At 69.8% G+C, this 19,382-nt stretch carries 18 protein-coding genes; 12 read left to right on the forward strand and 6 right to left on the reverse strand.

The window, feature by feature from the left end:
- Positions 1-99 precede the first annotated feature (99 nt).
- The 6 genes from CLV54_RS03650 to CLV54_RS03675 are packed head-to-tail and all read right to left on the reverse strand — an operon-like array spanning position 100 to position 8,215.
- Entirely contained in the window at positions 100-672 is a 573-nt protein-coding gene (locus tag CLV54_RS03650; RefSeq protein ID WP_100343556.1) for a hypothetical protein, read from the reverse strand.
- Positions 669-4,619, reverse strand: a complete 3,951-nt coding sequence (gene eccCa, locus CLV54_RS03655; protein WP_100343557.1) for a type VII secretion protein EccCa — start codon at positions 4,617-4,619, stop codon at positions 669-671. Before eccCa ends, CLV54_RS03650 begins: the two co-directional genes overlap by 4 nt.
- Positions 4,616-5,521: a MinD/ParA family ATP-binding protein gene (locus CLV54_RS03660; RefSeq protein ID WP_100343558.1), complete on the reverse strand. Its 906-nt coding sequence runs from the start codon at positions 5,519-5,521 to the stop codon at positions 4,616-4,618. The genes eccCa and CLV54_RS03660 overlap by 4 nt, the downstream gene beginning before the upstream one ends.
- Positions 5,521-6,846 (reverse strand): EsaB/YukD family protein, encoded by a 1,326-nt coding sequence (locus CLV54_RS03665; protein WP_100343559.1) that lies wholly within the window; start codon positions 6,844-6,846, stop codon positions 5,521-5,523. The genes CLV54_RS03660 and CLV54_RS03665 overlap by 1 nt, the downstream gene beginning before the upstream one ends.
- A complete protein-coding gene (locus CLV54_RS03670) occupies positions 6,843-7,142 on the reverse strand; it encodes a hypothetical protein (RefSeq protein WP_211294427.1) in 300 nt (99 codons plus the stop codon). The genes CLV54_RS03665 and CLV54_RS03670 overlap by 4 nt, the downstream gene beginning before the upstream one ends.
- Entirely contained in the window at positions 7,142-8,215 is a 1,074-nt protein-coding gene (locus CLV54_RS03675) for an RDD family protein (protein ID WP_170061947.1), read from the reverse strand. Before CLV54_RS03675 ends, CLV54_RS03670 begins: the two co-directional genes overlap by 1 nt.
- A gap of 272 nt (positions 8,216-8,487) precedes the next feature.
- Here CLV54_RS03675 and CLV54_RS03680 point away from each other — a divergent pair, with 272 nt between their 5' ends.
- The 12 genes from CLV54_RS03680 (at position 8,488) to tuf (ending at position 19,266) form a co-directional block, all read left to right on the forward strand.
- Entirely contained in the window at positions 8,488-8,811 is a 324-nt protein-coding gene (locus CLV54_RS03680; protein ID WP_245861286.1) for a hypothetical protein, read from the forward strand.
- Between the two features lie 8 nt (positions 8,812-8,819).
- On the forward strand, positions 8,820-9,131 hold the full coding sequence (locus CLV54_RS03685) for a pore-forming ESAT-6 family protein (protein WP_100343562.1): 312 nt from the start codon (positions 8,820-8,822) through the stop codon (positions 9,129-9,131).
- Between the two features lie 78 nt (positions 9,132-9,209).
- A complete protein-coding gene (locus CLV54_RS03690; protein WP_157802786.1) occupies positions 9,210-10,277 on the forward strand; it encodes a DUF6177 family protein in 1,068 nt (355 codons plus the stop codon).
- Positions 10,267-10,632, forward strand: coding sequence for a hypothetical protein (locus tag CLV54_RS03695; protein ID WP_157802787.1), 366 nt, complete (start codon positions 10,267-10,269; stop codon positions 10,630-10,632). Before CLV54_RS03690 ends, CLV54_RS03695 begins: the two co-directional genes overlap by 11 nt.
- Entirely contained in the window at positions 10,613-10,969 is a 357-nt protein-coding gene (locus CLV54_RS17365) for a DUF6507 family protein (protein WP_157802788.1), read from the forward strand. The genes CLV54_RS03695 and CLV54_RS17365 overlap by 20 nt, the downstream gene beginning before the upstream one ends.
- On the forward strand, positions 10,966-13,464 hold the full coding sequence (locus tag CLV54_RS03705) for a hypothetical protein (RefSeq protein ID WP_100343566.1): 2,499 nt from the start codon (positions 10,966-10,968) through the stop codon (positions 13,462-13,464). Before CLV54_RS17365 ends, CLV54_RS03705 begins: the two co-directional genes overlap by 4 nt.
- Positions 13,461-13,694: a hypothetical protein gene (locus CLV54_RS03710; protein WP_100343567.1), complete on the forward strand. Its 234-nt coding sequence runs from the start codon at positions 13,461-13,463 to the stop codon at positions 13,692-13,694. Before CLV54_RS03705 ends, CLV54_RS03710 begins: the two co-directional genes overlap by 4 nt.
- Positions 13,695-13,830: 136 nt before the next feature.
- Entirely contained in the window at positions 13,831-14,487 is a 657-nt protein-coding gene (locus CLV54_RS03715) for a spermidine/putrescine ABC transporter substrate-binding protein (RefSeq protein ID WP_100343568.1), read from the forward strand.
- A 383-nt stretch (positions 14,488-14,870) separates the two neighbouring features.
- On the forward strand, positions 14,871-15,245 hold the full coding sequence (gene rpsL / locus CLV54_RS03720; RefSeq protein WP_027692591.1) for a 30S ribosomal protein S12: 375 nt from the start codon (positions 14,871-14,873) through the stop codon (positions 15,243-15,245).
- Complete coding sequence (gene rpsG / locus CLV54_RS03725) at positions 15,245-15,715, forward strand: 30S ribosomal protein S7 (protein ID WP_100343569.1); 471 nt, start codon at positions 15,245-15,247, stop codon at positions 15,713-15,715. Before rpsL ends, rpsG begins: the two co-directional genes overlap by 1 nt.
- A 127-nt stretch (positions 15,716-15,842) precedes the next feature.
- Positions 15,843-17,957, forward strand: a complete 2,115-nt coding sequence (gene fusA / locus CLV54_RS03730) for an elongation factor G (RefSeq protein WP_100343570.1) — start codon at positions 15,843-15,845, stop codon at positions 17,955-17,957.
- A gap of 115 nt (positions 17,958-18,072) precedes the next feature.
- Positions 18,073-19,266 carry an elongation factor Tu gene (gene tuf / locus CLV54_RS03735; protein WP_100343571.1) on the forward strand — a complete coding sequence of 398 codons (1,194 nt, stop codon included), beginning with the start codon at positions 18,073-18,075 and terminating at the stop codon, positions 19,264-19,266.
- Positions 19,267-19,382 lie beyond the last annotated feature (116 nt).

A 19,382-nucleotide genomic window follows, 5' to 3' on the forward strand; every position in this document is an offset into this window, starting at 1 on the left:
AAACGGCCGTGAACGGCGCGAACAACTCGATTTCGAGCAATATCTCCGTCGTTTTGAGTAAGGCAGCGGAGGAGGAGGGGATGAGGCTCGGGCAGCGCGTCAGCCGAGCAGGGCGCGCAGACCTGTGCCGAGTGCAGAGATCGCCCGCGCGGTCGAGGCGTCGAGGCGCGCGCCGATCACGGGGCCGCCCGCCGCGAGCGAGTGGTCACGGGGCAGCACGGCGGGGATCCGCGCGCCGTGGGTCGCGCTGAGCTGCTTGAGGGCGGCGCCGATGTCGTGCCGGCCGTGCACGGCGACGGGAACGACGAAGAGCCGGCGCGGCGCGGCATCCCCGGCGGCGGTGCGCAGTCCGGCGATGGCGCGCTCGGCGAGTGCGCAGCCCAGGGGCGTCGCCGCTGTGACGATCACGGGGATCGCCCCGGGCGCGACGAGCGCCGCCGCGCCCTCCCCGCTCGCGAAGGCCCCGAGGTCGTGGATGGCGAGCGCGCCGGCGCCGAGACCCCGTGCATCGCGCACGGTGGCGGGCAGCCGTTCGGCGAGGGCGCCGTCGCTGTGATCGAGGATCGCGGGCGCGCCGCCGAGCGCGAACTCGGAGACGAGCAGGGCTGCAACGGTCGTGGTGCCGACACCGCCGGCCGTGCCGGCGACGACGATGCGCGGTGCGCCGCTCATGCCTCGGCGTCCGGTGTGAAGCGGGCGACCTGCACGAGGCGGGGCCGGTCGCCGCGCCGCACGAAGCGTCCGCGGCCGGCGACCATCTGCTCGGCGTAGAGCTGAGGCAGCAGCTGGCCTTCGCTGCGCTCGCCCGACATCACGAGGGCCGAGCCGCCCGTGTCGCGCACGGTCTGCATGGCCACGTCGTACATCCCGCGCGAGGCGCCCGCGACGGGCCGGGTGATGAGCACGTGCAGGCGCAGATCGCGCGCCGACGGCAGATAGGGCAGGAGCGGCTTGAGCGGCTCGGTGCCGCCCGAGGCGAGCACGTCGTAGTCGTCGGCCACGACGACGATGCGGGGGCCGGCATCCTTGTTCGCCCCGGCGCCCTGCCGCTTCTCGAGCTCTTCGGCGATCGCGGCGGCGAGGGAGCGGGCCTCGCGGCTCGAGGAGGCGTGCCCGCCGAGATAGTCGTCGGGGATGTCGGCCACGAGCTCCCCGCGGATGTCCATCAGCGCGATGACGAGCTCGTCGGGTGTGTGCCGATCGACGAGGCCCTGCAGGAGGCCGCGCAGCAGCGTGGTCTTGCCGGATTGGGTGTCGCCCCAGGCGATGAGGTGCTGGTCGCGCGATCCGAGCTCGAGGAAGGCGGGCTCCATCGTGTCCTGTCGCAGGCCGAACGGCACTCGCACGGGCTCGTCGAGCGCGTCGGGCAGCTCCTCGGGCGAGAGGTCGTCGGGCAGCAGCCGGATGGGCGCGGCGGCCGGCCCCTGCCAGCTCGCTGCCGTTCGGGCGGCGAGGGCGTCGAGCGCATCGCCGATGCCCGCGTCGTCGGTCTGGTCGAGCACGGGCAGCGAGATCTGCGCGAGCAGGCTCTGGTCGGTGAGCACACGCCCGGGCTGGTCGGCGCGCAGGGTGGAGGCGAGCTTGCGCGAGATGACCGAGTCGGCCGGGTCGTTGATGCGCAGCTCGAGGCGCGTGCCCACGAGGCTCTGCAGGTTCATCCGCAGGTCGTTCCAGCGGTTCATCGTCATGACGACGTGGATGCCGAAGCTCCCGCCGCGCCGCAGCAGGTCGGCGATCGGCTCCTCGAGCTCCTCGAAGTCGCTGCGCAGCGTCGCGAAGCCGTCGACGAGCAGCACGACGTCGGCCGAGATGAGCTGCGGGATCCGCCCCGCGGCGTGCGTGGCGCGCAGGGTCTGCAGGGAGTCGATCGCGTGCTCGGCGAAGATCGCCTCGCGGGTCGCGAGCATCGCGTGCAGCTCTTCGAGCAGGCGCTGCAGCCGCCCGCGGTTGGAGCGCGTGGCGACACCGCCGACGTGCGGGAAGCCCTCGATGCGCGCGAGGCCGCCCCCGGTCAGGTCCATGCCGTACATGGTCACGTGCCGGGGCGTGTGGGTGAGGGCGATGGATGCCGCGACCGTGCGCAGGAACGTCGACCGCCCCGATTGCGGCGCCCCCATGAGCGCCACGTGTCCTCCGGCGACGTTGAGGTCGAGCAGCCAGGGGTCCTGCCGCTGGGCGCGGGGGTCGTCGAGGAGTCCGATCGGAACCCGGAGGGTCGCGGCATCCGTCGCCGAGCCGTGCTCGCGCGCCTTCTCGGTGATGACCTCGCTGAGGGTGAGGCGGGAGGGCAGCGGCGGCAGCCAGACGGGCGTCGTGGCCCGTGAGGAGCCGCGCAGGCGGTCGACGCACTCGTCGATGAGCGCCCGGCCGAGCGCGGGTCGGCTGAGCTCCTCCTCGCTGCCGCCGGCCTGCTCCTCGTGGCCGATGCCGTTGTAGGTGGGCAGCAGGAGCGCCTGCGGCCGCTCGTCGTCGTCGAAGCGCTCGACCATGTCACCCGGGATCGGGCCGGAGACGTAGCCGGCGCGGAACCGCCGGTACACCGAGGTGTCGACTTTGAGGAAGCCGTAGCCGGGGATGGCGGGCAGGTGGAAGGCGTCGGGGGTGTCGAGCACGACGGCGCTCTCGGCCTCCGAGAAGGTGCGCAGACCGAGGCGGTACGACAGGTAGGTGTCGAGCCCGCGCAGGCGGCCGGTCTCGATGCGCTGGCTCGACAGGAGCAGGTGCACGCCGATGGAGCGTCCGATGCGTCCGATGGTCAGCAGCAGGTCGACGAAGTCGGGCTCGGCGGTGAGCAGCTCTCCGAACTCGTCGATGACGACGAAGAGGTGCGGCATGGGCGGCAGCTCGGGGCGCTGGGTGCGCAGCTCGCGGTAGTGGGTGATCGAGGGCGAGCTGTCGGCGTCTTTGAGCTGCTGCTGCCGGCGCACGACCTCGCCCGCGATGCTCGTGCGGGCGCGCTCGGTGAGCTGGGGGTCGTCGGCGAGGTTGTCGATGATGCCCGCGACGTGCGGCAGGCCGCGGAACGGCGCGAAGGCCGCCCCGCCCTTGTAGTCGACGAGGACCATGCTGAGGTCGTCGGGCGGATGCGAGAGCGCGAGACCCAGGATGAGGGTGCGCAGCATCTCGCTCTTGCCCGAGCCGGTCGCACCGATGCAGATGCCGTGCGGTCCCATGCCGAGCTGCGCGGACTCCTTGAGGTCGAGGAGCACGGGCGCCCCGTAGTCGTCGAGGCCGATCGGCACGCGCAGGAAGTCCCGCGGGGATCGCGGCGCCCAGCTGGTCCTCCCGGCGAGGGAGGAGAGGTCGGTGATGCCCAGCAGCTCGGTGATGCCGACCGCCTGCACGGCCTCGGCCTCGTCGCGGCTCGACAGGCCGAGCCGCAGCGGGGCGAGGGCGCGCGCGACCCCGTCGACGAGGGCGGGGGTGACGCGGTCGAGGGTGACGGCGTCGATCCGCCCGCCCACCGTGGCCGGCCGGCGGGTGTCTTCGACGGTAGCGAGGCCGTCGCGGGCCGTCACGCGGACGGTGACGTCGGAGGGCTCGTGCAGCCGGTCGCTCACGAGGTGCACGATCGTGACGCCGAGCTCGGTGAGCGACAGCTCGGCGTCGGGAACGGGCAGGGTCGACGCCGTACGGCCGTAGTCGTCGACGAAGACGACGAGGCGCGAGACCGATCCGCGGGTGGCCCCTGCGCTGCGTTTGGCCGCGGCCGCCTCCTGCGCGCGGTCGCCGAGCTCGCCGCCGAGCACCCGCGCGAGGCCGGCGACGCTCGAGGCCACCCGGCGGGCGGGCACCGGACCGTCGTTCAGCTCGCCCATGATGGCGTGCGGGAGGAGGGAGAGGCCGGCCCAGTCGGCGGAGTGGTGCTCGGGGAAGGCGGCGGCGATGTGCACGTCGTCGGGGGAGTGCAGGCTCGCGAGCTGCAGCACGAGGGCGCGCGCGGCGGCCAGCACGTCGTCGCGGCCGCCGACGATCGAGACCGTCCCGGCCCTGTCGAGGTCGAGGGTGACCGGCATGCCCTGCACGAGGGAGTAGTGGCGGGCGACCGAGCCGGCCTCCTCGAACATGATGGGGTCGAAGGGCTGCACCGGGTTCGACTCGGCGGGCAGCTGGAGCTCGAACCAGGGCACGTCGCCGTGGCCGAGGCGAACCCGCAGGAAGTCGGCGTCGCCGCGTCGCCGCTCCCAGAGGCGCGCAGGGTCGCGCACGATCTCGAGCAGCGATTGCGGCGAGGGGTCGAGCAGCTGGGCGGTCTCGCGCACCTCGCGGCTGCGCTCCCGCATCGCGGCGCGGGTCTTCTCGAGGAAGTCGAGGTAGCGCTCCCGCTGGGTGCGACGGGTGCGCGCGGCGTTGCCCCGTTGGGTGAAGGCCATGCCGACGCCGCCGACGAGCGCGACGACGAGCACCATGGCGCCCACGACGACCATGACCGGGTTGGCGCGCAGCACGAGGATCATCGTGACGCTCGAAACGGCGCCCAGCACCGGCAGCATCGTCTGGATGGGCATGCCCCCGACGGGGCCCTCGGCCATCTGCGGGGGCGCCGCGATCTCCTCCGCCTCGCCGCGTCGCAGCGGCGTGGTGACGCGGGCGGGCCTGTGCACGATCCTCACGCTCACAGTGCGGCACCTCCCGTCGGCGCAGCGCTCGTGCGGGCGGTGCTGGTGCGGGCGGCCGGGTGACGGCGGCCCGCAGCGGGCCGGGCCGCGTGCAGCAGGGTCGCGGCGAGCCTGCGGTACGCCATCCGGGTGCGCGTCGCGAGCCGGTCGCTCGTGACGGGCGAGGCCTGAGCCCGTGCCCGGTCGTAGGGAACGGGCACGACGTGCTCGGGATCCTGAGCCTCGACGACCGCGGCGGCCCGGCCGGCCGTGTCGCCGACGTCGACGAGCGCGACGACCACACGGGGCGACTCGGGGTGTGCGCGAAGCGCGGGCACGAGGGCGAGGGCCTCCTCGGCGGAGCGGCGGTCGGCACGGGCGACGAGGCAGACGACGTGACTGGATGCCGCGACCTCGGCCAGATCGGCGTTCCAGGGCCGCACGCCCCAATCGGTGCACACGACGTCGAAGAAGCGGGAGATGCCGGAGAGCTCCTCGAACCAGGTGCTCGCTCCGGGCAGGGCGCCCGGAACGGCGGTGCGCAGGCCCAGTGCCGCGAGACCTGCGGCGGTGCGCGGCAGGCCGTGCGCGGCATCCTGGGCGCTTCGCGGTCGTCTGCGTCGCTCGCTCGGGGCCGTGGGGGCCTGCTCGAGGCCCGAGTGCCAGAGCAGACCGGCCGGCCCCGCGGTCGCGTCGACGGCGAGCACGAGGCCCGAGCGCCGTGCAGCGAAGACGCTCGCCACGCTCGCCGCGGTCGCCGAGGCGCCGCTGCCGCCGTGCAGCTGCACGAAGCCGATGCGCCTGCTCGTGGCGATGGGCTGGGTTATCGCGGCGTCCCACTCGACCAGGCGGCTCACCCGCTCGCTCGTGCTGCCGAGCAGCGCGAGCGGCACGGCCTGGAGCGCGGAGGCGAGGCGGGGCATCAGAAGGTCCCCAGCAGCAGGGCGTAGACGTCGAAGACGCCGAGCAGCAGCGGCAGCAGCGCGAGAACGGCGAGGGCCTCGATGAGGTTGCCGAGACGCCGCAACGACGCCCGCTGGTGCGCGGCCGCGGGGGTGCCGACCACGATCGCGGTCACGAGGGCGAGCACCGCGAGGGCCGCGATCGCGAGCCAGGGCTCGATCGCGAAGAGGGGGAGGATGCCCGCGACGGTCACGACGCCGGCCGCTGCCCAGAGCGCCATCGACTCGGCGGCCCGCGGGAAGGCGCGGGTGCGCAGCGCCGCGATCAGGGCGATCGCCCAGCCCAGCCCGACCGCCCAGCCGTTCGGCGACGCGACGAGCAGGCCGGCGGTCACGGCGAGGGGCACCGCGATCGCGAAGGTCGTCCAGCTGAGCGCGCGGTAGGCGCTGTGCAGTGAGGTGAGCACCACTCGGCGATTGCGGCTGACACCGGTGCTCACCTGATCGTCGAGGCCCGTGAGACCCGAGGTCGACATCGCGTACCAGGGCACGAGACCGAGGCACACGCTCGTGACGACGGCCGTGACCGCGAACGATCCGAGAGGATCGACGCCGATCGCCAGCAGCACGACGGTGAGAGCCGGCAGCACGATGCCGACGGCGGCCGCCCACAGCGCCGGGCGGATCGCCAGCCCGATTCCGGTGCCGATGCCGAGCGACAGCCAGGCGACGATGAGGCCGAGCCCGAGCGCCGCGAAACCGGGGTCGACGATCGAGCGGCCGAGGGTCGCGAGCAGCGCATCGCCCACGGGGTACGAGAGGCCGAACGCCGCGGCCGTGAAGGCGACCGCCGGCCAGCGGTAGCCCATGCGCCCCAGGACGACGGCCGCGAGGGCGAGCACGAGCCAGGCGATCCCGACGACGGCGAACGGCTGGATGCCGGGTGCCGAGAGCACGAGGCCACCGGCTGCGAGGCTCAGCGCGCCGACCCCGACGGCCCCCACGATCGCGCGGGAGCGGTCGGACCACAACCCCGTTGTGTCGGTCAGCGACTCGGAGACGACGTCTGTGACATCCGAGACCTCGGGCGGCGGCGGCGCGTCGGAGAGGCGCATGAGCCACAGCAGCTCCCCGTCGTCGAGGGCCTGCTGCTCGCTCGAGAGCGAGAGGTCGAGCTGCTCGCCCGTCACGCGCACGAGCGTGAGGGGCCGGGCGGCCGAGGCGGTGCGCTCGCCGAGCAGCTCCATGAGCCGGGGCAGCACCGCCGCCAGTGCGTCTTCGCTCGGCACGACGACGTCGGCCCTGCGCTCGCTGCCGACGATCGTCAGCCGGGTGAACTCTGTCATGGAGCTTTTTCCTCCGTCGGGAGCGGGGCCTGGAGCGGGGTCGGGCCTGTCGACGACGACACGGCCGATGGGCCGGTCGCGGCCGGGTTCTGGTCGCCGATCACACTCATCACGAACGAGACGCCCACGCACACGGCGCAGGCGACGGCGGCCAGCACGATGCTGCCGACGAGCCGTTTGACGTTGTCGCCTGCGACCCGGCGCTCGGTCAGCTCGCCGAAGAGGAAGGCGGAGCGCAGCCGGGCCCGGTGGGTCTTGACCGACTCGAGGAGGATGGCGTCGTGGTTGTCGGGCATCAGGCGAGACCTCCCGGCGGAACGAGGGCGGTGATGGTGCGGTCCCCGGGCGAGATCGACCACTCGGCGGGCACGAGGGTGCGGTCGTGGGCGCGCACCTCGACACTGCGGCCGTCCGGGCTCGTGAGCGTCGTTCCGTTGGTCGAGCCGAGGTCGGTGACCCACAGTCTGCGGCCGTCCCATTCGAGCAGGGCGTGGGTCTTCGAGAGCGTGCGGGAGAGGTCGGGCCAGGCGAGCAGAGGGCGCTCCTCGTGCGGCTCTCCTCCGGGGGCGCTGGGGTTGCGCCCGATCAGCAGGCTCGACTCGAGCACGTGCCGCTGACCCGTGTCGAGCAGAAGGGTGACGCTCGTCGCGGTCGCGGTCGCGGTCGCGGTCTCGGCCACCGCGACGGGCGCAGGGGCTGCTGCGGGCGGGGTGGGCGCGTCGGGTGCGGCAATGATCGGCACGGATGCCGCGAGCACGACGTCGGGCGCGACATCCGCCGTCTGCGCGTTAGCCGTCGGCGCATCCAGGATCGGCGCATCCGCCGGCGGCCCCTCGACGTGCCGCAGCAGGCCGGGTTCGAGCGGCGCGAAGGCCCGGCTGTGGGGGTCGCGGCCCGTCGCGAGGTCGAGGGTCGTGGCTCCTGTCAGGCCGAGGCCGAGCGCGCGTGCGCCGCCGATCGGCGAGGCCGTCTCCGAGTCGACGGTGCGCAGGCCCGCGGCGAACCGCCCGATGCTGCGGCCCCAGCGGCCGAGCAGCACGAGGTTCAGGGCGATCCAGGCGATCGCGCAGACGAGGGCGGCGATCACGGCGCCCGTGGCGACCGCCGCGTGGCTCTCGGCGCCGACCACGAGGATCGCGACGGCGGCGATCACGAGGGCGAGAGGGGGCGCGACGTCGACCACGAGGGCCAGAGCCCGCTTGCCGCCGGGGGCCGGCCGGGTGTTCGTGAAGAGAGGCTCGGAGAGCAGGTCGTTCGTCTGGCGAGGGGACGTCGTCGTGGTTCCGCAGCGGGGGCACCGGCGGTCGCCCGGCTCGATCGCCCGGCCGCACCGCCCGCAGGAGGCGGCGAGGATGACGACGTCTGTCACTGCTTCCTCACATTCGCGCATGCCCGGTGATGGGTTTCGTGCGGGCGCGGAGCGGCCCCCGGCTCCCTAGGCTAGCCGTCCACGGCCCTCCGCCGGGGGTATCGGCGAGCGGCTCGGGGTGAGGCCCTGGGTGATCTCTCCACATCCCGCGTACCCCGTACGGGGGACTGTGTAAGAATAATCGGGATGTCTGCTCCGCAAAACTCGCGGAGCTCGCTCGGTGGTCGCCGTTGCGGCCGTGACGAAGGGGTGGGATTGACGTGAAATTCGCAATGGGGTCAGAGACCCTGACCGTTCTGACCAAGAAGACGACGACGTCCAACGACGACCTCGGGGCCCTCGTCAAAGAGCTCGCCGCGGCGGCCGAACCGCTGCAGGGCCAGTTCAACGGTGCGGGGCGACTCGCGTTCGACAACTTCAAGGGGCGGGTCGACGGCATCGCCGCCGGCCTGAACGGCGCGCTCGCCGCGGTTCTCGGCGGCATCGGCGGTATGGACAAGGCCTTCATCGAGGGCGACCAGCAGATGGCCGACGAGACGCGGGCGGCCATGGCCGGCTCGAACTTCGACGCCGCCAAGTTCGGCTCGAAGGCGTAGGGGGAATCATGGCAACCGGAAACGACCGTCGCGACTACAACATCGGTGCGTCGCAGAACGCCCAAGACAACTTCAACCGGGTCGCCTCGCGGCTCGAGGCGCTCATCGAGCAGCGCAACGCCGACGTCAACGCGGCGATGTCCGACTACCAGGCCGACGGCGTCTCCGACGAGTACCGTGCCAAGGAGCAGGGCTGGCGCACCGCGGCCGACGAGGTCAAGGGCATCATCGCCACACTCCGCAGCTCGATGGAGAAGAACGACGGCTCCGCTCAAGACGCCCTCTCACGGGGCAAGGCGGCGGTCAACAACATCGGCTAGCCGGGTCGTCCGGCCCGGCTGCAGATAGAACACCCGGCTCTCGTCATGATCGACGAAGCGGCCGTTCCCGGGGGAAACGTGTCTCAATCAACCGTTCCGCACCCTCTCGTCGACGAGGCGGGTGAGGGCTTCGTCGTGTCCCGATCCGATGCCCCGCTCGTGGGCTTCGGCGCGGGGCGCGCCGGGCTGCTCGTCGAGGCCGCGCGGGCGGGGGTGCGCGTCATCCTGCTCACCCCGGCGTCGTCGCGGCTCACCTTCGCGATGCTGGGCTTCCTCGAGCTCGTCGGCGGCGTGTGGGTCGTCGAGGGCTCCGACGGTGGTCTGCGCCTCGGGCTCTCGGGCCAGAGGATCGCGGCCCTCGCCGCGGCCCTCGCCGTTCCGGTCGACGCCGAGGTCGAGGTCGACGCGCTCCGTTCCTCCCCGGCTGCGCAGAACGTGCTGACCGTCTCGATGACCGTGAGCCACAAGCCGACGGTCGACACGCAGCTCGGGCGCACGACCGAGCTCATCGCCGAGGAGCTCGCCTCCAGCCGGCCGAGCGGCTGGGGCGTTCACGAGCCGGCCGGGCTGCATTGGAACACGCAGAACGTCACCCGGTTCGCCCGCCAGCGGATGCCGCGCGACTCTCGTCTCGTCGTCGCCGCAGAGAACCCCGCCGCCCTGAGCGGCCTGCTCACCGTGCAGCGCTCGGCGAAAGGCGTCACCGAGACCACCAAGGCCCTCGTAGGCGTGGGAGACGAGCAGCAGACCTGGGCCGCGATCGAGGATCGGCTGCCGCGTCTGCTCGGCTCGCTCGCCGAACGGCAGTTCCCGCTGTTCGGCACCGTCTTCCTCGGGCGGGGCGAGAGCGATCTCACGACCGCCGCCCGTCTGCCGCAGCCCCCGTTCCCCGTCGCCATGCTCCTCGGCCCGCAGGCGGTGCGCGACCTCGGCATCGACACGGATGCCGCGACCGAGCGCTTCGGGGCGACCGTCGTCGGGCGGCGGCGCATCCCCTCGCTCATCGTGCCGTTCACGAGCGATCGCACCGTCGGCTGGCATCGGTTCCGCGACTTCGCCGGGGCGTTCGGCTCCGAGCGATTCGCCCGGGCGCTCGGTTTCGGCTCAGCGCTCTCCGACGCGCAGGGAGCGAACCGTGCCTCGTGAACTCGTGATCGTGTCCGAGCGGCCCATCGAGGTCGCCGACCAGGTCCTGGCCGCCGTCGCGGTCGACCCGGCTCTCGGCATCCGCACCGTCTTCGACGGTGGCGGCACCCAGATCACGGATGCCGCGGGCGAGACCATCCTCACCGTGCTGAGAACAGACGGGGTCGATGTGCTCTCCGTCGCCGAGGCGCTGCTCGAATCGCCCCTGGCGCCGGGCGAGGTCTTCTGGACGGAGGCGTACCTGCCGCTCACGGCAGGCGCGCAGGCGGGCCTGGAGGTCGCGGCGTATCTCGCCGATGCGGTCGCCGGCCGAATCATCGTGAGAGGAGAGACGTATGACGCAGTGGAGCATTGACGCCGAGGGCGTGCAGGGCGTGCTGATCAGCGTCGAGACCGAGGCGACGACGCTCGCCACCCAGCTCGACGGCATCGTCGGGGTGCTCGACAACGTCTATGCGGGCGGCGGGTCGAGCGGCGTGGTCTACTCGGCGCTCGAGGCACTCATCCTCGATCAGCAGGCGAAGGTCAAACGCATCAACACGCAGATCGCGGCCGGCTGCTTCGGCGCTGCGGAGGCGACCACGGCATACGTCAACGGCGACAACGAGATGGCCGCGAACGCCCAGACGGCCGCGGCATCGTCCGCGGTCTCGGGCGACTTCAGCTACTTCGGTGTGGAGGCGGGCTCGTGATCGACGGCGGTGGGGGCGGTGGCGTCGTGACCTCGACCGACGGGCGCATCAACCCCGCGCTGATCCCCGGGCCCGATCTCGACCCCGAGAAGCTCGGCACCGCGGCATCCGCTCTCACGACCACGGCGAGCGGGGTGCGCACCTCGGGCGCCGCCGTCGTCACGCAGTGGGGCGGCCTCGCTGGGGTCTACTCGGCTCCCGAGTCGGGGCAGCTTCTCACGGTCATGGCGGATGTCGGCACCGACAGCACGACGTTCGGAGACAAGCTCGACGCCGCCTCGCGTGCCCTCAGCACCTATGCCGACGCGATCGAGCCCATCAAGAAGAAGCTCGAAGACCTGCGCATCGAGGCGCAGGAGTTCGTCGACTCGATCGCGAACGGCGTGCTCGTGCAGCCGTGGGATCCCGATCACCCCCTCTACTACGCGACCTATGGCAACCCCGACGGCGGCGCGATGGGCGCAGCGATCAATCCGCCCGACCCCGAGCGCATCAGCTGGCTCGACCACGGGCCCTCCGTCGACCGCAACCGCGAGCTCATCCACGCCGTCGCCGACCAGTACGCGCTTCTCGATCAGGCGCAGGTCGCGTGCGCGAACACGATCAACGGCCTTCTCGAGAACTCGTGCGCCGCGCCGCTCGAAGCCGTCGAGGCCTGGCAGCTCAAGCAAGACGGCGTCGAGCTGCCCTGGGGCACCGCCGTCGAGAAGAACCGCGACTGCGGCGAGTCGTTCGTGCACGGCGTGGGTGAGGCGTTCGTCGGCATGGGCGAGGGCCTCGGCTCGCTCGTCGGGCGGAACGCGCTCACGGGCGAGTGGGGCGACGGCGACTTCGCCCTCCAGGCCTGGAGGGGGCTCGGCATGACGCTCGTCGGTGTCGCGACGGTCGGCCCGCTCACACTCGGCATCCGCTTCGCTCCCCCCGGAGTCGTTCCGCAGGGCCTGCAGGATTTCGTCACCGAGTCGCAGGACTACGCGGCCGGTGCGGTCAAGGGCATCGTCGCCTTCGACACCTGGAGCGAGAACCCGGCCGAGGCGGCGGGCACGGCCCTCGTCAACATCGGCACCTTCTTCATCCCCGGCGGTGCGGTCGTCGGCGGCATCAAAGCGGGCTCGATCGGTGCCCGACTGGCATCCGTCGTCACGCACGTCGCCGACTTCGCGGTACCCGGCGGCTCGTTCATCATCAAGGGCGGCGCGAATGTCGCCGCCCACGTCGGCGGACTCTTCAACCTGGCCGGGGATGCCGCGAGCGGGGGCGTCAGCGCCATCCGCGGCGCACTCGCCAACGCCCTGCACAATGCCGCCGACCACATCCCGACGGTGCACGTCGAGCTGCCCTCGGGCATCACGCCCGACGGAATCTCGGTCGGTGCCTCGGCCCCGCAGATCCACATCGGAGACCCGGGCAGTGGAGGCGGCTGGCTGCACTCGATCGCCGACCGCGTCGACGGCGACTCCGGAGCTTCGACGTCCGGAGTCGGTCACGGTGGCGGCCCCGACGCGGACGCCGGTCCCTCGACGCCGAGCCATGCCCCTGCCCCCGACGGCTCCCCGACGGGTTCGGGATCCTCGGCAGACGGGTCCGACAGGCCTTCCGCGGTCGATGACGCGCCAGTGCACGGCGACTCACCCGCATACGGCGATACCGCATCGGGCTCCGGCGACGCCTCCCCGGACGGCTCGACTGCCTCCGGCGTCGATCCCGCAGACCAGCTGCCGATGACGATCGACAAGAACGGCCACGGCATCGATGAGCTCGACCTCCCGTCGAACGTCAACCCCGACGACGTCGCCTGGTTCGACTCCGAGAAGGGCACCTGGGTGACCTTCGAGCAGAAGGCCGTCATCGACGATTTCCTCGATCACTCGACGCAGGTCGAACCGGCCATCAGCGATGCGATGCAGTCCATCAAGGCCGATGTCCCCGGTGCTCAGATGCTGGGTTGGGACTATCGCCTGAAGACGGCCGATTCGCTCTACGGCAAGTTCTACAGCGAGATGCTCGACAACCCGGGTCTGAGCCCCGAATCCCTCGTCGACCGGATGCGGGACACGGTTCGATACACCTTCGGCTTCGACGCAGGAGATTATGTCTCCGGTACTCGGTCAGCCGTGCAGCATCTCCTCGACGAGGGCTTCCAACCGGTTGCCGACAAGTTCAAGAACACCTGGGAGAATCCCGGCTACGTCGGCATCAACAGCTCCTGGATCGACAAGAGCGGCCGGATCTTCGAGGTCCAGTTCCATACGGGGCAGAGCTTCGAGGCCAAGACGATCACCCACGCCTACTACGAAGAGCTGCGATCGCCGGGCATCACGCCGGAGCGATACGCTGAGTTGAACCGGCTGCAGAACGAGATCTCCTCACAGGTGGTGCGCCCTGATGGGGCGTCCGACATACGACTCGCCGATTTCATCAGCGGTGACGGCGCGCGTTCCTCGCGACCCGGAGCGACCGAAGCCGGAATGCCAGCACGAGAGGAAACCCGGTGAAGTACTTCGGCAGTTTTGACGGCATCGCACCCGATCGGCGGATGGTGGGCCTCTTCCGTCGTGAGATCGAGGGCGACTTCTCGGGCGACGCCGTCTTCCGCGCGGATGGAGCCTGGCATTTCTCGCCGCGGTTGGACCTGTGGTTCAAGGGTCAGGACGACTCCGACTTCGAGGAGGTCTCCGAGCAGGATGCTCGCGAGTTCATGGAGAAGGTCGTTCGAGGGTCCTGATCTCCGCTCACCTCCCTCCGCCCCTCCCGCCGACGCGATGCGTGCCGAGGCGGTTCGAGAACGAAGCGCGTGATTTCACGGTTCGCGAGCGCGTACGGGTTGGCGCAGCGGTCCGCGCCCGGTAGCGTGATTTCCCATGGAGCCGTCGGTCGAGGGTCGCGTCAGTCACGCCGTCGACCTCTGGATCAGATGGCTGCCGCGGTGGCATCCGGCATCCGTCGCCACCCGCTCGCGTCTGTGCCGCCGCTGCTTCGGCTCCCCGGTGATCGCGGCGGCCGGCCTCGCCGACGATGTGCCCCACGCGGTGCAGCACGCCTTCTCCACGCGCATGAAACGCATCGTGGATGACGCGGTCGAAAGTTACACGTCGAAGAACCTTCCGTTGCTGAGCCGTGAACTCCGCGATCTCGACCGGCGCAGCGCGGCGCTGCCCTACCGGCCTCGCGAGGGGCTCGACCCCGAGTACGACGGGCTCGACATCGACCCGGAGCCGCTCGCCGGCCAGCCCTTCCTGTTCACACTCGACGAACTCGCAGAAGACGAGGCCGCCGAGGCCCAGCTGGCACCGCAGACCGAGCTGACCCCGGAGGAGAAGTCGGCGCTGAGGCTCGAGATCAGGCTCGCCGACGAGTACGCCAACGAGATCGGCGCGCTCGTGTGCCGGGAGCTCGCGGGCCACCGGGTGCGCATCGTCGAGGCCGTCGACACCTACGTGGAGCCGCAGATCGCGCAGCTGATCGCCGACCTCGCCGTCGAGCTGGACTCGCCGATGCGGTTCGACGGCGACGCGTGAGCATGACGTGAGCGCGGCATGAGCACGGCGAGAGGTGAACGAGGAGCACGCCCTGGGCGAACGGCACCCGCAGCCATTTGACGCTATAAGTCCAGGCGGGTAACATTTCCGGAGTGTGCGCTTTGTCGTGCGCTTGTGCCGTGCCGTCAAACTCGCGGTAACCGGCCAGACGCGCATGATGCAAAGCAGGGAATTGCTCCCCATGGAGCAGCCCCCACGGCATATCCACTCTGAGCTGCAGGAACAATTCTGTGGGGCGAGTGGGTCAACATGAGTTCGACACGCCTCAGTTCGACGGTGTCGCGGGAATCCTCCGGGATTCACGAGAACTCGTGAAGCACCAAGCTGTCACCGTGCAGTAAACACAAGGAGTAAGAAAACCAGTGCCAACCATTCAGCAGTTGGTCCGTAAGGGTCGCAGCCCCAAGGTCGTCAAGACCAAGGCTCCCGCCCTGAAGGCCAACCCTCAGCAGCGCGGTGTGTGCACCCGCGTGTACACGACCACGCCCAAGAAGCCGAACTCGGCTCTGCGCAAGGTCGCCCGTGTCAAGCTGAGCAACGGTACCGAGGTCACCGCCTACATCCCCGGTGAGGGCCACAACCTGCAGGAGCACTCGATGGTGCTCGTTCGCGGCGGTCGTGTGAAAGACCTCCCCGGTGTCCGCTACAAGATCGTTCGCGGCGCGCTGGACACCCAGGCCGTCAAGAACCGCAAGCAGGCTCGCAGCCGCTACGGCGCGAAGATGGAGAAGAAGTAATGCCTCGTAAGGGTCCAGCCCCCAAGCGCCCCGTCGTCGCAGATCCCGTCTACGGCGCACCGATCGTCAGCCAGCTCGTCAACAAGATCCTCCTCGACGGCAAGAAGGGTCTTGCCGAGAAGATCGTCTACGACGCGCTCGCCGGCGTCGCAGCCAAGAACGGCCAGGATGCGGTCGTCACCCTCAAGAAGGCGCTCGACAACGTGCGCCCCACCCTCGAGGTGCGTTCGCGCCGTGTCGGTGGCTCCACGTACCAGGTGCCGGTCGAGGTCAAGCCTCACCGCGCCAACACCCTCGCACTGCGTTGGCTGACCACGTACGCGAAGGGTCGTCGTGAGAAGACCATGACCGAGCGTCTCACCAACGAGATCCTCGATGCGTCGAACGGTCTTGGCGCTGCCGTCAAGCGTCGTGAAGACACGCACAAGATGGCCGAGTCGAACAAGGCCTTCGCGCACTACCGCTGGTAACGAATCCTGCTGATCGGCTCGTCGACATCCCCGAGAAAGGGATGCCGACGAGCCCGGTCGCACGGATGCGTCGCCGATCCCGTCGCTCGATCACCGTTTCAACAGACAACTTCCCGGAGGAACCCCAGTGGCACAAGATGTGCTCACCGACCTGAGCAAGGTCCGCAACATCGGCATCATGGCGCACATCGATGCCGGTAAGACCACCACGACAGAGCGCATTCTGTTCTACACGGGCGTCAACCACAAGATCGGTGAAACCCACGACGGCGCGTCGACGACCGACTGGATGGAGCAGGAGAAAGAGCGCGGCATCACGATCACCTCGGCCGCGGTGACCTGCTTCTGGAACAAGAACCAGATCAACATCATCGACACCCCGGGTCACGTCGACTTCACGGTCGAGGTGGAGCGTTCGCTCCGCGTGCTCGACGGTGCCGTCGCCGTCTTCGACGGCAAGGAGGGCGTCGAGCCCCAGTCCGAGACCGTGTGGCGCCAGGCCGACAAGTACGACGTGCCCCGCATCTGCTTCGTCAACAAGATGGACAAGCTCGGCGCGGACTTCTACTACACGGTCGAGACGATCGTCAGCCGCCTCGGCGCCAAGCCGCTGGTCATCCAGCTGCCCATCGGCTCCGAGTCGAACTTCGAGGGTGTCGTCGACCTCGTCGAGATGCGCGCGCTCACCTGGCGCGGAGACGCCAAGGGTGACGTCCAGATGGGCGCCAAGTACGCCGTCGAGGAGATCCCGGCGGATCTCGTCGAGAAGGCCGCCGAGTACCGCCAGGCGCTGCTCGAGACCGTCGCCGAGACCGACGACGCGCTGCTCGAGAAGTTCTTCGGCGGCGAAGAGCTGACCGTCGCCGAGATCAAGGGCGCGATCCGCAAGCTGACCATCAGCAGCGAGATCTACCCGGTGCTGTGCGGCTCCGCGTTCAAGAACCGCGGTGTGCAGCCCATGCTCGACGCGGTCATCGACTACCTCCCCTCGCCGCTCGACGTGCCCGCCATCGAGGCGCACGACCCGCGCGACGAAGAGAAGGTCATCCTCCGTCACGCCGACGCCGCGGAGCCGTTCGCGGCTCTCGCGTTCAAGGTCGCCGTGCACCCCTTCTTCGGTCGCCTCACCTACGTGCGCGTCTACTCGGGCCAGATCCCCTCCGGCGCCCAGGTCGTCAACTCGACCAAGGGCAAGAAGGAGCGCATCGGCAAGATCTTCCAGATGCACGCCAATAAGGAGAACCCTGTTGACTTCGTCACCGCGGGCAACATCTACGCCGTCATCGGTCTCAAGGACACGACGACCGGCGACACGCTGTGCGACCCGGACAACCAGGTCGTGCTCGAGTCGATGACGTTCCCGGAGCCGGTCATCGAGGTGGCCATCGAGCCGAAGACCAAGGCCGACCAGGAGAAGCTCGGCACCGCCATCCAGAAGCTCGCCGAGGAAGACCCGACGTTCCGCACCGAGCAGAACCAGGAGACCGGTCAGACGGTCATCAAGGGCATGGGCGAGCTCCACCTCGACATCCTCGTCGATCGGATGAAGCGCGAGTTCAACGTCGAGGCCAACGTGGGCAAGCCCCAGGTCGCGTACCGCGAGACGATCCGCCGCACGGTCGAGAAGCACGACTACACCCACAAGAAGCAGACCGGTGGTTCCGGTCAGTTCGCCAAGATCCAGATCGCGATCGAGCCGATGGAGGTGACCGCGGAGAAGTCGTACGAGTTCGAGAACAAGGTCACCGGTGGTCGTATCCCCCGCGAGTACATCCCCTCCGTGGACGCGGGCATCCAGGATGCCCTGCAGGTCGGCGTTCTCGCCGGCTACCCCATGGTGGGCGTGAAGGCGTCGCTTCTCGATGGCGCCTCGCACGACGTCGACTCCTCGGAGATGGCGTTCAAGATCGCCGGCTCGATGGGCTTCAAGGAAGCCGCTCGGAAGGCGAACCCCGTTCTGCTCGAGCCGCTGATGTCGGTCGAGGTGCGCACCCCTGAGGAATACATGGGTGACGTCATCGGCGACCTCAACTCGCGACGCGGACAGATCCAGACGATGGAGGACGCGAGCGGCGTGAAGGTTGTTCGCGCGCACGTTCCGCTGTCGGAGATGTTCGGCTACATCGGCGACCTGAGGTCGAAGACCTCCGGCCGCGCGGTGTACTCGATGACCTTCGAGAGCTACGCGGAGGTCCCGAAGGCTGTCGCCGACGAGATCATCCAGAAGAACAAGGGCGAATAACCCTTCGTCAGCGCGAGTCATCCGGTTCGCGTAACATAGGTACACACTCCAACCCGTAGAGCATCCGGTCATGTCGACCGGATGCATTACACCAGAGTCCTGAGGAGGACCCACAGTGGCTAAGGCCAAGTTCGAGCGGACTAAGCCGCACGTAAACATCGGAACGATCGGTCACGTCGACCACGGCAAGACCACGCTCACCGCAGCGATTTCGAAGGTTCTTGCTGACAAGTACCCGTCGGCTACCAACGTGCAGCGCGACTTCGCATCGATCGACTCCGCTCCTGAAGAGCGCCAGCGCGGCATCACGATCAACATCTCGCACGTCGAGTACGAGACGCCGAAGCGCCACTACGCGCACGTCGACGCCCCGGGCCACGCGGACTACATCAAGAACATGATCACGGGTGCCGCCCAGATGGACGGCGCGATCCTCGTGGTCGCCGCGACCGACGGCCCCATGGCTCAGACGCGTGAGCACGTGCTCCTCGCCAAGCAGGTCGGCGTTCCGTACCTGCTCGTCGCCCTGAACAAGGCTGACATGGTCGACGACGAGGAGATCCTGGAGCTCGTCGAGCTCGAGGTCCGCGAGCTGCTCTCGAGCCAGAACTTCGATGGTGACAACGCTCCCGTCGTGCGCGTCTCGGGCCTCAAGGCTCTCGAAGGCGACGAGAAGTGGGTCGAGAGCATCGTCGAGCTCATGGACGCGGTCGACGAGTCGATCCCGGACCCGATCCGCGACAAGGACAAGCCGTTCCTCATGCCGATCGAGGACGTCTTCACGATCACCGGTCGTGGAACCGTCGTCACGGGCCGCGCCGAGCGTGGAACCCTCGCCATCAACTCCGAGGTCGAGATCGTCGGCATCCGCCCGACGCAGAAGACCACGGTCACCGGTATCGAGATGTTCCACAAGCAGCTCGACGAGGCGTGGGCAGGCGAGAACTGTGGTCTGCTCCTCCGCGGCACCAAGCGCGAGGACGTCGAGCGCGGCCAGGTCGTCGTGAAGCCGGGTTCGGTCACGCCGCACACCGACTTCGAGGGCACCGCCTACATCCTGTCGAAGGATGAGGGTGGCCGTCACAACCCGTTCTACGCGAACTACCGTCCGCAGTTCTACTTCCGCACCACCGACGTCACCGGCGTCATCACGCTGCCCGAGGGCACCGAGATGGTCATGCCCGGCGACACCACCGACATGACCGTCGCGCTGATCCAGCCGATCGCCATGGAGGAGGGCCTCGGCTTCGCCATCCGTGAGGGTGGACGCACCGTGGGCGCCGGTACGGTCACGAAGATCATCAAGTAGCACCGACGGGCTCGCGAGAGCTCATCGAGACCGAAGGGGTCGGGCCGAGAGGCCCGGCCCCTTCGTCGTCTGCGGGCTCGGTCGGCCTCTGCGGGATCGGTCGTGCGGGGGATCAT

Source organism: Compostimonas suwonensis, assembly GCF_002797855.1.
Lineage (GTDB): Bacteria > Actinomycetota > Actinomycetes > Actinomycetales > Microbacteriaceae > Compostimonas > Compostimonas suwonensis.

Excerpts from the sequence above, each read along its gene's own strand:
- CLV54_RS03650 (WP_100343556.1), bottom strand. The coding sequence starts at position 672 with ATGAGCGGCGCACCGCGCATCGTCGTCGCCGGCACGGCCGGCGGTGTC.
- CLV54_RS03660 (WP_100343558.1), bottom strand. The coding sequence starts at position 5,521 with ATGCCCCGCCTCGCCTCCGCGCTCCAGGCCGTGCCGCTCGCGCTGCTC.
- CLV54_RS03665 (WP_100343559.1), bottom strand. The coding sequence starts at position 6,846 with ATGACAGAGTTCACCCGGCTGACGATCGTCGGCAGCGAGCGCAGGGCC.
- CLV54_RS03670 (WP_211294427.1), bottom strand. The coding sequence starts at position 7,142 with ATGCCCGACAACCACGACGCCATCCTCCTCGAGTCGGTCAAGACCCAC.
- CLV54_RS03680 (WP_245861286.1), top strand. The coding sequence starts at position 8,488 with ATGGGGTCAGAGACCCTGACCGTTCTGACCAAGAAGACGACGACGTCC.
- CLV54_RS03685 (WP_100343562.1), top strand. The coding sequence starts at position 8,820 with ATGGCAACCGGAAACGACCGTCGCGACTACAACATCGGTGCGTCGCAG.
- CLV54_RS17365 (WP_157802788.1), top strand. The coding sequence starts at position 10,613 with ATGACGCAGTGGAGCATTGACGCCGAGGGCGTGCAGGGCGTGCTGATC.
- CLV54_RS03715 (WP_100343568.1), top strand. The coding sequence starts at position 13,831 with ATGGAGCCGTCGGTCGAGGGTCGCGTCAGTCACGCCGTCGACCTCTGG.
- rpsG (WP_100343569.1), top strand. The coding sequence starts at position 15,245 with ATGCCTCGTAAGGGTCCAGCCCCCAAGCGCCCCGTCGTCGCAGATCCC.